This is a genomic window from Salmonella enterica subsp. enterica serovar Typhimurium str. LT2, assembly GCF_000006945.2.
Lineage (GTDB): Bacteria > Pseudomonadota > Gammaproteobacteria > Enterobacterales > Enterobacteriaceae > Salmonella > Salmonella enterica.
Window position 1 is genome coordinate 2,827,157 of sequence record NC_003197.2, and the last position, 16,976, is coordinate 2,844,132.

The 16,976-nt window shown below is 57.1% G+C and carries 3 protein-coding genes, 1 pseudogene and 2 other annotated features; all 4 genes and pseudogenes read left to right on the plus strand.

Annotation, left to right across the window (positions count from 1 at the left end; all coding sequences use genetic code 11):
* Positions 1 to 426 precede the first annotated feature (426 nt).
* The 4 genes and pseudogenes from STM2689 (at position 427) to STM2692 (ending at position 16,723) form a co-directional block, all read left to right on the plus strand.
* A pseudogene (locus STM2689) lies at positions 427 to 11,901 on the plus strand (pseudogene; frameshift; proline/threonine-rich protein).
* A 59-nt stretch (positions 11,902 to 11,960) separates the two neighbouring features.
* Positions 11,961 to 11,966 (plus strand) — a ribosome-binding site (putative RBS for STM2690; RegulonDB:STMS1H002777).
* Positions 11,961 to 13,375, plus strand: a protein-coding gene (locus STM2690) for a putative outer membrane efflux protein (RefSeq protein NP_461619.1). Within the gene, positions 11,966 to 13,375 belong to an annotated coding region; the region does not span the whole gene. (Overlaps the previous feature by 6 nt.)
* Positions 13,365 to 13,370, plus strand: a ribosome-binding site (putative RBS for STM2691; RegulonDB:STMS1H002778). (Overlaps the previous gene by 6 nt.)
* Positions 13,365 to 15,552, plus strand: a protein-coding gene (locus tag STM2691) for a putative ABC transporter transmembrane region (RefSeq protein NP_461620.1). Within the gene, positions 13,372 to 15,552 belong to an annotated coding region; the region does not span the whole gene. Before STM2690 ends, STM2691 begins: the two co-directional genes overlap by 11 nt.
* 7 nt (positions 15,553 to 15,559) lie before the next feature.
* A complete protein-coding gene (locus tag STM2692) occupies positions 15,560 to 16,723 on the plus strand; it encodes a putative HlyD family secretion protein (RefSeq protein ID NP_461621.1) in 1,164 nt (387 codons plus the stop codon).
* Positions 16,724 to 16,976: the final 253 nt, after the last annotated feature.

Below are 16,976 nucleotides of genomic sequence, written 5' to 3' on the forward strand. Positions count from 1 at the left end.
TTTAATATTGCTGAATACCTTCACAAAAAGTATTGTTTTTATGTTAAAAGAGAAAAAGAAGAAAAAATTAAAATTCATTATAAAACATAAAGATAAATAAAAAATTATCATGTATTGTTAGCCCACCCTACATCTCCTTAACACAAACTCCGTTATATTTCAGACGCACTAACACCTTTATCAATAGATCTTAATTTGCAGAAAGATTTTTTTCTGACTATATCATCTAATACGAAAGCACTAGTCAGGCACAAAAAACAAAGGGTTATTCGGCGAGAAAACCAGACCTCCACCTACGCTCATAAAAAAGAATATGGCTACGGAAATTCATCTCTCACGATGAACGGGAAGGCTCGTCTACGCATTTTGCCCTGAACGTTGTGCCCGTTAATTAATACACAGAGCAAATCCATCAGGAGCTGATTTATGCGTCTACTCGCCGTGGTTTCGAAATTGACTGGCGTCTCCACCACTGTGGAATCCTCAGCGGTCACTCTTAACGCCCCGTCAATTGTTAAATTATCAGTGGCCCGGGAGGAAATTAGTCAACTTACGCGCATTAATCAGGATCTGGTGGTGAGGCTCCATTCCGGCGAAACGATCACGATTAAAAACTTTTACGTTACCAACGATCTGGGCGCAAGCCAGTTAGTACTGGCGGAAAACGATGGCACGTTATGGTGGGTAGAAAATCCGCAAGCCGGGCTACATTTTGAACAAATCGCTGATATTAATGAGCTGCTGGTCACTTCTGGCGCTTCCCATGAAGCAGGCGGCGCCGTTTGGCCGTGGGTACTGGCTGGCGCGGTGGCGGCTGGCGGCATTGCCGCTATCGCGTCTTCCGGCGGCGGCGATTCCCACCATCATTCGGATGGCGATAATCCGCCCCCCGATAACACCAATCCTGACGGTAATCCCCCTGATAACAGCAATCCCGGCGGCAGTACCCCCAACGGCAATACTCCAGGTAGCAGTAATCCTGTAGATACTACCCCGCCTCTCGCTCCCGGCGAATTATTGATTTCAGCGGACGGAAAAACGGTAAGCGGGCAAGCCGAAGCGGGCAGTACCATTACCATCAAAGATCCCTCAGGCAACGTCGTTGGCGAGGGCAAAGCGGATAGCGACGGTAAATTTAGTATTGATCTGACAGCGCCACAGATTAGCGGCGAACAACTTACCGTGACCGCGACTGACGATGCCGGCAATACCGGCCCATCGGCAACCATTGATGCGCCCAACATTCCTCTCCCCGATACACCGGTTATCACCGCCGCTATCGATGATGCCGCTCCCCTCACCGGCACGCTGAGCAATAATCAGTTTACGAACGACAATACCCCCACTCTGGAGGGCACCGGCAGCGCAGGCACAGTCATCCATATTTACGCCAATGGTCAGGAAATAGGCTCAACAACGGTTGATACCAGCGGAAACTGGCATTTTGCCATTACCAGCGCGCTAGCGGATGGGGAAAATCATTTCACCGCCATTGCGACTAACGTGAAAGGCGAAAGTAGCGAATCAGCCCGCTTTACGCTGACTATCGACACACTCATCCCCGATGCCCCACGTGTTGAACTGATTGCCGATAACACCGGTTTGCTCACCGGGCCGCTACAGAATAATGACCGAACTGACGAGGCAAAACCGCTATTTTCCGGGCAGGGAGACGCAGGCAATACCATCACGATTAAAGAAGGTTCAACCGTTATCGGCAGCGCTACCGTAGACGAAAATGGACGCTGGACCTTTACGCCGACTACGCCGTTAAGCGATGGCGAACATACCTTTACCGTCGAACAAAGCGACAAAGCCGGAAACACGAGCCGCGTGACGACAACGCCTACTATCATTGTGGACACCACGCCGCCTGACGCCGCTATCATTGATAATGTTGCGAAAGACGGCACAACCGTTAGCGGCACCGCTGAAGCTGGCAGTACTGTGTCGATCTATGACCCGGCGGGAAATTACCTGGGCTCCACGATTACCGGAGAAAATAACCACTTCAGCATCACGCTGAATCCGGCTCAGACCCACGGCGAGCGTCTGGAAGCGCGTATTCAGGACGCCGTCGGTAACATCGGCCCCGCCACGGAGTTTACCGCTTCTGACTCACAGTATCCTGCCCAGCCGACTATCCTTACCGTGACGGATGACGCTGGCGCCGTTACCGGGCTGCTGAAAAATGGCGATGCCACAGATGATAACCGCCCAACCCTCAGCGGTACTGCTGAACCAGGCAGTACGATATCGATTAACGATAATGGCTTTCCTGTAGCGACCTTTCCGCCCATTGTCGCTGACGCTGACGGCAAATGGAGCTTTACCCCCTCGCTGGCGCTTGCCGATGGCGACCATGTCTTTACCGCTACCGCGACCAACGATCGCGGCACCAGCGGGCAGTCCGTCTCCTTTACCATTGATATCGACACGCAGCCGCCGGTGCTGGAAGGCCTGGCGGTTAGCGACGTCGGCGACAGACTCACCGGCACTACGGAAGCTGGCAGTACTGTGGTTATCAAAGACAGCCTGGGAAATACGCTCGGGAGTGGAACGGCAGGCGACGACGGTACCTTCTCAATAGGTATTAGCCCGGCGAAAATTAACGGCGAAACATTAAGCATTAGCGTTACCGATAAAGCCGCGAATAGCGGTCCGGTAGAAACGCTGAACGCGCCGGATAAAACTGCGCCTGCGGCACCGGACGGTCTTACCGTGGCGACCGACGGTCTGTCCGTAAGCGGTCAGGCGGAAGCCGGGGCAACGGTCACTATCCGCGACAGTAGCAACACCGTACTTGGCAGCGCCGTCGCTAATGGCAACGGACAATTTATCGTTCCGCTGAATACGGCGCAGACTAACGGCCAGGCACTTATCGCTACCGCCACCGATGTCGCGAAAAACGAAAGCGCCGCCGCGACGGTTATCGCGCCGGACAGTACCGCGCCAGAAATGCCGAAAAACGTGGTAATTAGTGAGGATGGCACCAGTATCAGCGGCACCGCCGAACCGGGTAGCGCCATCACGATCGCCACGCCGGACGGCAAGCCGCTTGGCAGCGGCAAAGCAGATGGCGAAGGTCATTTTACCCTTCCCCTCGTCCCCGCACAGACCAACGGCGAACAGGTTACCGTCACCGCCACCGACAGCGCCAACAACGTCAGCCCGCCAACCACAGCGCAAGCGCCCGATATCACCGCCCCGGATAAGCCCATTATCACTCAGGTACTGGACGATGTTGAAAGCTTCACCGGGCCGCTGGTTAACGGACAAACCACCAACGACAACCGTCCCACCCTTAGCGGTACGGCGGAGGCCGGCGCGCGTGTCGAAGTCTTTGATAACGGCTTTTCACTGGGACTCGCCACGCTACAGCCCAACGGTGCCTGGACGTTTACGCCGTCGCAAAATTTAGGTGAAGGCGCGCATCGACTGACCGTAATCGCAACCGACGCTAAAGGCAATGCCAGTCAGGCCGCGTCATTCGACCTGGTGGTCGATACGCAATCGCCGCAGCAACCGGTAATCACCTTCATTACAGATGATGCGCCGGGTATTCTCGGTAGCGTCGCGCATCTGGGGCTCACTAACGACAGCACGCCAACGATTAATGGTACAGGTGAACCGGGTTCCACAGTACACCTGTATCAGAATGGCGCCCGGATAGCAGATATTATCGTCGGTAATTCCGGCGTCTGGAGCTACGCTTACACCACGGCCTCGCCACTGGCGGACGACACCTACACCTTTACCGTGACGGCCAGCGACAGTAACGGCAACACCACGCCTTTTTCGACCGATTTTACGATTACCATTGATACCCAGGCCCCTGCCGCCCCCGGCGTTATCGGCGTAGCTGACGGCGACGGAAATACGATTGATACCAATCAGATTACCCAGGAATCCCAGCCCCGGTTGAGCGGTAGCGGCACCGCAGGCGACACAATCATCCTTTACGATAATGGCAATGCCATAGGTCAGGCGCTGGTCGGCACGGACGGGCGCTGGCAGTTTACGCCGCCTGCCGCGCTGGGCGACGGCGACCACCTTCTGACCGCTCGCGCCAACGATCCGGCGGGGAACGAAAGTCCCGAATCCATCAGCTTTACCCTACGCATCGATACCCAGGCGCCGGATGCGCCGCAGATCGTGTCAGCCGCCATCACCGGCGGAGAAGGCGAGGTGCTACTGGCAAACGGCAGTATTACCAATCAGCGTATGCCGACCCTCAGCGGCACCGGCGAACCCGGCACCATCATCACCCTGTACAATAACGGCGTAGAACTGGCTACCGTCCAGGTCAATCCACAGGGTAGCTGGACCTATCCGCTAACCCGTAATCTGAGCGAAGGGTTAAACATCCTGACGGCCACCGCCACGGATGCCGCAGGCAATAGTAGCCCGACCTCCGGCGTTTTCTCCGTTACCCTTGATACCCAGCCTCCAGCGCAGCCTGACGCGCCGCTAATCAGCGATAACGTCGCGCCGGTTATTGGCAACATCGGCAATAATGGCGCAACGAACGATACCACGCCGACCTTCAGCGGCACGGGAGAGATCGGCAGCACGATAATTCTCTACAATAATGGCAGTGAAATTGGTCGCACAACGGTAGGCGATAACGGTAGCTGGAACTTTACGCCTGCGGCACTGACGCCAGAAACCTATACCATTACCGTCACGGAAACCGATAGAGCGGGCAATATCAGTCCACCTTCCGCCTCAGTCACTTTTACGCTAGACACCACTGCGCCCGCCAATCCGGTTATCACTTTTGCCGAAGATAACGTCGGCGAAGTCCAGGATACTATTGTCAGCGGCGCAACCACTGACGACAATACACCGGTCATTCACGGCACTGGCGACATCGGCAGCATTATTACGCTCTATAATGGCAGCAGCGTTTTAGGCGTAGTCACCGTCGATGAGACCGGCACCTGGACGCTGCCGGTGACCAGCGCGTTGCCGGATGGCGTCTACACCCTGACTGCCATTGCCGCCGATGCCGCCGGAAACAGCAGCGGCGTATCGAACAGCTTTACCTTCACCGTCGACACCGTTCCGTTGCAGCCGCCCGTCGTCAATGAAATCCTTGACGATGTTGCACCAGTGACCGGGCCATTAACCGATGGCGCCTTTACTAACGATCGGACGCTGACTATTAACGGCAGCGGCGAAAACGGCAGCACCGTCACGATTTACGACAATGGCGTGGCAATAGGGACGGCGCTCGTCACCGACGGGGTCTGGACATTCAATACGCCCGAATTATCAGAAGCCAGCCATGCGCTAACCTTCAGCGCGACTGACGATGCTGGAAATACCACGGCGCAAACCCAGCCGATCACTATTACCGTGGATATCACCGCCCCGCCCGCGCCAACAGTCCAGACGGTGGATGACGATGGCACGCGCGTCGCCGGAATTGCCGACCCTTACGCTACCGTTGAAATTCATCATATCGATGGCACCCTGGTCGGCAGCGCTGTCGCTAATGGCACCGGTGAATTCGTCGTTACGCTCAGTCCGGCGCAAACCGATGGCGGTACGCTGACGGCAATTGCTATCGATCGCGCGGGGAATAACGGCCCGGCTACGAATTTTCCCGCTTCCGACAGCGGTCTGCCCGCCGTCCCGGCCATCACGGCGATTGAAGATGATGTCGGGAGCGTACAGGGGAATATTGCGGCGGGCGGCGCCACGGACGACACCACGCCGACGCTGCGCGGCACCACGGATATCGGCTCTACCGTTGAAGTTTTCATTGATGGCGATTCGGCAGGCTTTGCCACCGTTGACGCCAGCGGGAACTGGATCTTTGAGATCGCGACGCCATTAAGCGAAAGCACACATTACTTCACCGTCCAGGCAACCAATGCGAATGGCCCGGGCGGCCTGTCCGCACCGGTCGGGATCACTGTCGATCTTAGCGCGCCGGCGCAACCGGTTATTACCAGCGCAACGGATGATGTCCCCGGCATGACCGGTACGCTGGATAACGGCGCGCTCACCAATGATTCACGCCCGACGCTCAACGGAACGGGAGAAGCTGGCGCCACGATCCGCATTCTGGATAACGGCGTAGAAATCGGTTCCGCCACGGTAGATCAAAGCGGCAACTGGCGCTTCACCCCGAACGCGCCGCTGGAGAGCAACGCGCACATCTTTACCGCCGTAGCGACCGATCCCGCCGGCAATAGCGGCCAGCCTTCGGACGGCTTTACGCTGAACATTGACGCGCAGGCGCCAGATGTGCCGGTTATCACCTCCGTGATTGACGATAACAATCAACCGACCGTTCCGGTGTTACCGGGGCAATCCACCGACGATCGGCAGCCAATACTGAACGGAACTGGCGAACCTGGCGCGACAATCACCATTTTTGATAACGGTACGCCGCTTGGCACGGCTCAGGTAGGCGAAAACGGTAGCTGGACCTTCCCGGTGCCCCGCAATTTGTCAGAGGGAAGCCATAATCTGACGGTTAGCGCTACCGATCCGGCGGGCAATACCAGCGCGGTCTCCGCGCCGTGGACGATCGTGGTCGATATTACGCCTCCGGCGATCCCGGTTCTCACCTCCGTCGTGGATGACCAGCCCGGAATTACCGGCAACCTGGTTAGCGGGCAGCTAACGAACGATGCGACGCCCACCCTGAACGGGCGCGGAGAGGCAGGCGCGACGATTAATGTCTATCTTGACGGTAATCCCGCGTCCATCGGTACCACGACGGTGAATAGCGACGGCACGTGGAGTTTCACGCCGCAGACGCCGCTTGCAAACGGTAGCCACACGTTCACCCTTAGCGCCACCGATCCGGCGGGTAATAGCAGCGCGGTGTCCAGCGGATTTGTGCTGACGATTGACGCCACACCGCCCGCCGCGCCGGTTATCGCCAGCGTGGCAGACAATACGGCGCCGGTAACGGGCATCGTCCCCAACGGCGGCTCGACGAACGAAACCCGACCAACACTCTCGGGTACCGGTGAGGCGGGTACAACCATCTCGATTTATAATGGCAGCGCGCTGGTCGGCACGGCGCAAGTTCAGGCCAACGGTAGCTGGAGCTTTACACCGTCTACCTCGCTGGGCGCGGGCGTCTGGAACCTGACGGCGACAGCAACCGATGCGGCAGGCAATACCAGCGCCGCGTCCGAAATACGCTCGTTTACTATTGATACCACGGCTCCCGCCGCGCCTGTTATTGATACGGTCTACGACGGTACGGGCCCCATTACCGGCAATCTGAGTTCAGGACAGATCACAGACGAGGCGCGCCCTGTCATTAGCGGCACCCGTGAAACCAACACAACTATTCGTCTCTACGATAACGGCACGCTGCTGGCTGAAATTCCCGCCGACAATAGCAGTAGCTGGCGCTACACGCCCGACGCCTCGCTGGCGACGGGCAACCATGTAATTACCGTCATTGCCGTTGATGCCGCAGGCAACGCCAGCCCCGTTTCGGACAGCGTTAATTTCGTCGTCGATACTACGCCGCCGCTGACGCCGGTAATCACATCAGTCAGTGACGATCAGGCGCCAGGCCTCGGCACGATCGCGAACGGCCAAAATACCAACGATCCTACGCCAACCTTCAGCGGCACCGCAGAAGCCGGCGCCACGATCACGCTCTATGAAAATGGTACGGTCATTGGCACGACAACGGCTCAGCCTGACGGCGCGTGGAGCGTCTCCACCTCAACGCTGGCAAGCGGAACGCACGTCATCACCGCCGTCGCCACCGATGCCGCAGGAAACAGCAGCCCGAACAGTACGGCTTTCACCCTGACGGTCGATACCACCGCGCCGCAAACGCCAATCCTGACGTCCGTGGTGGATGACGTCGCGGGTGGGGTCACAGGAAATCTCGCTAATGGTCAGATAACCAATGATAACCGCCCCACGCTGAACGGCACTGCCGAAGCGGGCAGCGTGGTCAGTATCTATGATGGCGACACTCTGCTTGGCGTCACCTCGGCTAACGCGAGCGGCGCGTGGAGCTTCACGCCGACGACAGGGTTAAACGACGGCACGCGCACATTAACAGTGACCGCCACCGACCCGGCAGGCAACGTTAGCCCGGCCACCAGCGGTTTTACTATCGTGGTCGATACCCTTGCGCCAACGGTTCCGCTTATAACCAGCATCGTTGATGATGTCCCGAACAACACCGGTGCCATTGGCAATGGACAATCGACCAACGACACACAGCCGACGCTCAACGGTACTGCGGAAGCCAACAGCGCGGTAAGCATCTTCGATAATGGCGCGCTGGTCGCGACCGTGAACGCCAATGCCAGCGGCAACTGGAGCTGGACGCCAACCGCCGCGCTCGGCCAGGGAAGTCACGCCTATAGCGTTAGCGCCGCCGATGCGGCTGGCAACGTTAGCGCCGCTTCGCCATCGATAACGATTATCGTGGATACCATTGCGCCCGGCGCGCCCGGCAACCTGGTCATCAATGCTACCGGTAATCGCGTGACGGGCACCGCGGAAGCAGGCAGTACAGTGACGATTACCTCTGAGACTGGTGTGGTACTGGGAACCGCCACCGCCGACGGTACAGGCAGCTTCACCGCCACACTCACGCCCGCGCAGACCAATGGTCAGCCGCTACTGGCATTTGCCCAGGATAAAGCAGGCAACACAGGCATTGCCGCCGGATTTACCGCGCCCGATACGCGCGTGCCGGAAGCACCGATCATCACCAACGTAGTGGATGATGTGGGTATTTATACCGGCGCTATCGCCAACGGCCAGGTCACTAATGACGCACAACCCACATTGAATGGTACCGCTCAGGCGGGCGCCACGGTGAGCATTTATAACAACGGGGCGCTGCTCGGCACCACCACGGCGAACGCCAGCGGAAACTGGAGCTTTACCCCGACAGGCAATTTGACCGAAGGCAGCCACGCCTTCACCGCCACCGCGACTAACGCCAACGGTACAGGCAGCGTCTCCACCGCCGCGACGGTGATTGTCGATACGCTGGCGCCCGGTACGCCGTCAGGTACGCTCAGCGCCGATGGCGGTTCACTTTCCGGGCTGGCAGAGGCAAACAGCACCGTAACCGTCACGCTGACGGGGGGCGTGACGCTCACCACCACCGCTGGCAGCAACGGCGCATGGTCTCTCACCTTGCCGACAAAACAAATTGAAGGTCAACTCATTAACGTGACGGCGACTGACGCTGCGGGTAACGCCTCTGGCACGTTAGGCATTACCGCGCCGGTTCTGCCGCTGGCGGCAAGGGATAACATAACCAGTCTTGATCTGACCTCTACCGCCGTCACCAGCACGCAAAACTATTCGGATTACGGCCTGCTGCTGGTTGGCGCGCTTGGCAATGTCGCCTCGGTTTTGGGTAACGATACCGCTCAGGTTGAGTTCACCATTGCTGAAGGTGGTACGGGCGACGTCACCATCGATGCCGCCGCAACGGGAATCGTGCTTTCGCTGCTCAGTACTCAGGAGATTGTGGTACAGCGCTACGACACCAGCCTCGGCGCCTGGACGACGATCGTCAACACCGCCGTTGGCGACTTCGCGAATTTGCTTACCCTGACCGGGAGCGGCGTTACCCTGAACCTGAGCGGCCTGGGCGAAGGCCAGTACCGGGTACTCACTTATAACACCAGTCTGCTCGCTACCGGGTCATATACCAGCCTGGATGTCGATGTACACCAGACCAGCGCAGGTATTATTAGCGGGCCAACCATCAGTACCGGCAACGTCATGGCTGATGATACCGCGCCGACGGGCACCACGGTCACCGCCATCACCAACGCCAACGGCGTCAGTACGCCGGTCGGCGCGGGCGGCGTGGATATCCTGGGGCAATACGGCACGCTGCACATTAATCAGGATGGCAGTTACACCTACACGCTGACTAAGCCCACGGCGGGATACGGACATAAAGAGAGCTTCACCTACACCATCACCCAGAATGGCGTCGGTAGCAGCGCCGCGCAACTGGTTATTAATTTGGGTCCCGCGCCTGTACCGGGCAGCGTGATAGCGACAGACAATAACGCCTCGCTGGTCTTTGATACTCACGTTAGCTACGTCAACAACGGCCCCTCGACACAAAGCGGCGTCACGGTATTAAGCGTCGGACTTGGTAATGTACTGAACGCGAATCTGCTTGATGATATGACTAATCCGATCATCTTTAACGTTGAAGAAGGCGCTACGCGAACCATGACGTTACAGGGAACCGTCGGCGGCGTCTCACTGGTTTCCACGTTCGATCTGTACGTTTATCGCTTCAACGATGCCATTCAACAATATGAGCAGTTCCGGGTTCAAAAGGGCTGGATTAACACCCTGCTGTTAGCCGGACAGTCCCAGCCGCTGACCCTGACGTTGCCTGGCGGCGAATACTTGTTCGTGCTGAATACCGCCAGCGGCATTAGCGTCCTCACTGGCTATACGTTGGCGATTTCCCAGGACCACACCTATGCCGTTGACAGTATCACCGCCAACACCACCGGCAACGTACTGACCAATGATGTCGTCCCTACGGACGCCCTCCTCACTGAAGTAAACGGCGTGGCGATTGCGGCGACCGGCACAACGGAGGTAAACGGGCTGTATGGCTCGCTCATCATTGACGCAAGAGGCAACTATACCTACACGCTGAAGAACGGCGTCGGCGCCGACAGCATTAAAACGCCGGACAGCTTTATCTATACGGTCAAAGCGCCAAACGGCGATACCGATACGGCCTCGCTCAATATCACGCCAACCGCCAGGGCGCTGGATGCGATTAATGATGTCAGCGATACCCTCAGCGTCGCCACGCTTCAGGATACCGCTGCCTGGCTGGACTCCAGCGTCGGCAGCGCCAGTTGGGGGCTACTCGGCAAATCGGGCAGCGGGAGCGGCACCTTTGACGTTGCAACGGGCACCGTACTTAAAGGCGCGTCACTGGTTTTTGATGTCTCCACGCTCATTACGCTGGGCAATCTGAATATTAGCTGGGCCATTCAGGAGAACGGGACCGTCATACGCAACGGAACCGTTCCGGTGGCGAATATCACGCTGGGCAGCGCGACGGTGACCGTTAACCTGAGCGGCCTGGAGCTGGATGCCGGAACGTACACGCTTAACTTTACCGGCACCAATACCCTGGCCGGGGCGGCGACGATCACGCCACGCGTCATCGGCACCACCGTCGATCTGGATAATTTTGAAACGTCCGGAACGCATACCGTTCTCGGCAATATTTTTGACGGCAGCGACGCGGCGGGGGCGATGGATCAGCTTAATACGGTGAATACCCGCCTGAGCATTAGCGGGTATAACGGCAGCGCCGCCACGCTGGACGCCGCGGCGAATACCACCAGCGCCACGATTCAGGGACATTACGGCACATTGCAAATTAACCTTGATGGCGCTTACACCTACACCCTGAATAATGGCGTCGCGATGTCGTCCATCACCAGTAAAGAGGTCTTTACCTATCAACTGGATGACAAGATGGGTCATACGGATAGCGCCACATTGACCATTGATATGGCGCCACAAATCGTCAGTACCAACCAAAACGATGTTCTCATCGGCTCCGCCTATGGCGATACGCTGATTTACCACCTGTTAAACGGCGCGGACGCGACCGGCGGCAACGGCGTCGATCGCTGGCAAAACTTCTCTACCGCGCAGGGCGACAAGATCGATATCCACGAACTGCTGACCGGCTGGGATCACCAGGCGGCGACGCTGGGTAACTTTGTTCAGGTTCATACCAGCGGCGCCAATACGGTGATATCCGTCGATCGCGACGGCACCGGCAGCGCGTTTAAATCAACCGACCTTGTCACTCTGGAGAATGTGCAGCTCACGCTAAATGATCTGTTGCAGAACAACCACCTGATAACCAGCGGTTGATAAAAAAGCCCCGAACGCCACGACGTTCGGGGCAACAAGCGGTGATATTTAAAAGGGATAAACTATGGGAAGAGTCGCGCCTGTCGCCATCGTACTGGCATTTGCTTTGTTTCATCACCAGCCCCGGGGCGCAGAAGCGCCGCCAATGATTACATCCGAAGGATTAGCAACGGACCAGATGCTTCCTTCGCTGGATGGCTCCGCCGCTGAGTTGCCGCTCAGCGCCGCCGCGCCGGGCAACCTGACGCTCAATGACGCGGTCAATCGCGCCGTTAACTGGCATCCTTCTATTCGCGAAGCCATCGGCAAACTGCTCGCACAGAATGAACAAATAGAGGTCGCCAAATCGAAATATTATCCGCAAGTCAGCGCTGGCGTGAACAATGGGTACAGCAATACCTACACCGATCACGGGTATAGCCCCTCGCTAGTGCTGTCGGTATCGCAAATGCTTTATGACTTCGGCAAAGTGGCAAGCCAGGTTCGCGCCGAAACCGCAGGCGCAGCGCAGCAACAGGCCAATGTGTTGCTCAGTATTGATACCGTCGCGCACGAAACCGCCAACGCCATTGTACAAACGCAGAGCTGGCAGCAAATGGTAGAAGCGGCGGAAGAACAGCTCGTCGCGCTGGACAGCATCGGTAAACTTATCCGGCAGCGCAGCGATGAAGGCGCTACGTCGCTCTCTGACGTGGTGCAAACCGAAGCCAGAATCGAATCCGCCCGCTCGCAACTGGCGCAGTATCAGGCCAATCTCGACAGTGCGAAAGCCTCACTGATGAGCTGGCTGGGCTGGAATTCGCTTAACGGCATCAATAATGACTTCCCGGCGAAACTTGCTCGCAGCTGTGAGACGGCGACTCCCGACGATCGACTGGTGCCCGCGGTACTGGCCGCCTGGGCGCAGGCCAACGTTGCGCGGGCGAATCTGGACTATGCCAGCGCGCAAATGACGCCGACGATTTCGCTCGAACCTTCTGTACAACATTATCTTAATGATAAATATCCCAGTCATGAAGTGCTGGATAAAACCCAGTATTCCACCTGGGTAAAAGTTGAGATGCCGCTTTATCAGGGCGGAGGGCTGACTGCCCGACGCAACGCCGCCAGCCATGCGGTAGACGCGGCTCAGTCGACCATTCAGCGCACCCGGCTTGATGTCCGCCAGAAACTGATGGAGGCGCGCAGCCAGGCAATGAGTCTTGCCAGCGCGTTACAAATCCTTCGTCGGCAACAGCAGCTTAGCGAACGTACGCGCGAACTGTATCAGCAGCAATACCTTGACCTCGGTTCCCGCCCGCTGCTCGACGTGCTTAATGCGGAGCAGGAAGTTTACCAGGCGCGTTTTGCCGAACTGCAAACGGAAAGCCAGTTGCATCAGTTGCAACTGAACTGTCTGTATAACACCGGCGCGCTTCGTCAGGCGTTCGCGTTAAATCATCGCAGCATTCAATCCGTGGAGATCCAGCCATGACCCGCGCCGCCCCCGATGTAGAAGAGGTACTCAGTGAGCGCGCGCTAAGCCAATGGGCGCAGGCCATCAGCTATGTCGCCGGTCATTATCGCGTTGCCTGTTCTCCCGGTTCAATTCAGGCCAACGCCCCGTGGCTTAGGGGTAAAAGCAGAACGACCGCCTTAACGCAGCTCGCGCGGCAGGCGGGTTTATCCTTTCATGCGCCGGACATAGACAAAACGGCATTTAGTCAGTGGCGATTGCCGTTGGTTGTCGAGCTCCGGGACGGGCAGTTATTGGTCATCGAACATGTTAATGGCGAAGAGGCGGTAGACGTTTTTGTGATTGAAGAAGAGGGTCAGCGTAACCGCCTGACGCTCAGCGAGTTATTGCCGGAGATCCTCTATGTTGCCGCGCTACGCCCGCTATCGGCGCTCAAGGATAGCCGCGTCGACCGCTATATCTCCCGCTTTAAACCCGACTGGATGCGCGAGCTGGTTCTGCAGGATATTCGCCCTTATTTACCGGTAATGGTCGCCGCCTTTCTGATTAACGTGCTGTCGCTGGCCGGGATTGTGTTCTCTATGCAGGTTTACGATCGGGTGATCCCCGCTCAGTCATATCCTACCCTGTACGTGCTCTCCTTCGGCGTGCTGGTAGCGGTGCTGTTCGGTTTTCTGCTGCGTGAAGCGCGTACGCACATTATGGACGTGCTCGGTAAACGCGCCGATATGCGCATTTCCGATCGGGTATTCGGTCACGCGTTAAGGCTGCGCAACAGCGCTATTCCCCGTTCCACCGGCAGTTTTATCTCGCAGTTACGCGAACTAGAGCAGATCCGCGAGATGATTACCTCTTCAACGCTGGCGACCATTGTCGATCTGCCTTTCTTTTTCCTGTTTATGATAGTCCTGGCGATTATTGCCCCACCGCTGGCATGGATAGCGCCCGTGGCGGCTCTGCTGATGATCCTGCCGGGCGTCGCACTGCAAAAAAAACTGGCTGTCCTCGCCAACCAGGCCGCCCACGAAGCGACGCTACGCAATGCAGTCTTGGTCGAAAGCGTTCAGGGGCTGGAGGATATTAAACTGATGCAGGCGGAGAACCGCTTTCTTCAGCAGTGGAATAGCTATATCCGTATTACCGGCGAGTCGGGTCTACGCACCCGCAAACTCACGCAAGGGCTTATCAGTTGGGGGATGTCGGTACAAAGTCTGGTGTATGCCGCAGTGATTATGTTCGGCGCGCCGATGGTTATTGAAGGCAGTATGACTACCGGCGCCGTGGTCGCCGCGTCGATGCTCGGCTCGCGGATGATCGCGCCAATGGCTAACCTGTGCGGCGTGCTGGCGCGCTGGCAGCAGGTGAAAGCGGCGAAGATGGGTCTCGACAACATTATGCAACTGCCCACCGAGACACAGCATGACGATAGCCTGATACACCGCGACATCCTCCACGGGCATTACCTCTTTGAAAACGCTCAGTTTCGTTACCATAACGACGATCAACGCATACCGTTGCGCCTCGTGCGTCTGGAGATCATGCCAGGCGAGCGGATTGCGATACTGGGGCGTAACGGTGCGGGTAAATCCACACTTTTACAGGCGATGGCGGGCGGCCTGGAGATGATTCAGGGAGATGCCCGGCTTGATAATCTCAGCTTGTCGCACATCGATATGGCGGATTTACGCCGCAACATCGGCTTTCTTAGCCAGAACGCGCGGCTTTTCTTCGGCACCCTACGAGAGAACCTGACGCTCGGCGCGCCGCACGCCAACGATGAACAGATTTTTGACGCGCTCGAAGTCAGCGGCGGCGCCGTCTTCGTCAGGCGGCTGGCAAAAGGGTTGGATCATCCCATTATGGAGGGTGGTAACGGCCTGTCCGGCGGGCAGCGTCAGTCCCTGTTGCTGGCGAGAATGCTGCTGCGCTCCCCCAATATTGTGCTACTTGACGAACCCAGCGCCTCGCTGGACGAGCATACGGAACGAGAGTTTATTCAGCGGTTACATCAGTGGCTTGGCAATCGAACCCTGGTCGTCGCGACGCACCGGGTACCAATACTGGAGCTGGTTGAGCGTGTCGTTGTCCTGAAAGAAGGACAACTGGTGATGGATGCGCCAAAAGCGCAGGCGCTTAACGCGGATCGGATGCAAAGTCACCGTCGGGAGTGGAAAAATGAAAATCAATCAGCATGATGCCGCGATGGACGATCCCGATATTCAGCGTGAACGGGCGTTTTCCGGCGCGGGTCGTATTGTTCTGATCTGCTCACTGTTATTTCTCATTCTCGGCATCTGGGCGTGGTTTGGCCGACTGGATGAGGTTTCCACCGGCAACGGGAAAGTGATCCCCAGTTCACGCGAACAGGTTCTGCAGTCGCTGGATGGCGGCATTCTGGCGCAGTTGACGGTGCGGGAAGGCGACAGAGTTCAGGCTAACCAGATTGTCGCCCGGCTTGATCCGACGCGTCTGGCGTCCAATGTTGGTGAAAGTGCGGCAAAATATCGCGCTTCACTCGCCTCCAGCGCACGGTTAACCGCGGAAGTCAACGACTTACCTCTCGCCTTCCCCGCTGAGCTGAACGGCTGGCCGGATCTGATTGCCGCAGAGACGCGTCTCTATAAAAGCCGCCGCGCGCAGCTGGCCGATACCGAAGCCGAGCTACGGGATGCGCTGGCGTCGGTTAATAAAGAGCTGGCCATTACCCAGCGGCTGGAGAAAAGCGGCGCGGCCAGTCATGTTGAAGTGCTGCGCCTGCAACGACAAAAAAGCGATTTAGGCTTAAAAATTACCGATCTGCGCTCACAATATTATGTGCAGGCACGCGAAGCGTTATCAAAAGCGAACGCTGAGGTCGATATGCTCTCCGCCATTTTAAAAGGACGCGAGGATTCCGTCACCCGCCTTACCGTGCGTTCACCGGTACGCGGCATTGTTAAAAATATCCAGGTCACGACGATTGGCGGCGTGATCCCGCCTAACGGCGAGATGATGGAGATAGTGCCGGTAGACGATCGTCTGCTGATTGAAACCCGCCTTTCGCCGCGTGATATCGCCTTTATTCATCCCGGCCAACGCGCATTGGTTAAAATTACTGCTTACGATTACGCCATTTACGGCGGGCTTGACGGCGTGGTGGAGACCATTTCACCGGATACCATTCAGGATAAAGTGAAACCGGAAATTTTCTACTATCGCGTATTTATCCGCACCCACCAGGACTATCTACAAAATAAATCAGGACGCCGTTTTTCGATTGTTCCAGGCATGATCGCCACGGTAGATATCAAAACCGGTGAAAAAACCATTGTCGACTATTTAATCAAACCGTTTAATCGCGCGAAAGAAGCGCTGCGCGAGCGGTAAATCGTTGAAGATAAGAAGATACGGGGGCTGGTCACGCGTGTCACAAGTCTGTTATACTTATCTTACACATTGGGGCTGATTCTGGATTCGACGGGATTTGCGAAACCCAAGGTGCATGCCGAGGGGCGGTTGGCCTCGTAAAAAGCCGCAAAAAAATAGTCGCAAACGACGAAACCTACGCTTTAGCAGCTTAATAACCTGCTTAGAGCCCTCTCTCCCTAGCCTCCGCTCTTAGGACGGGGATCAAGAGAGG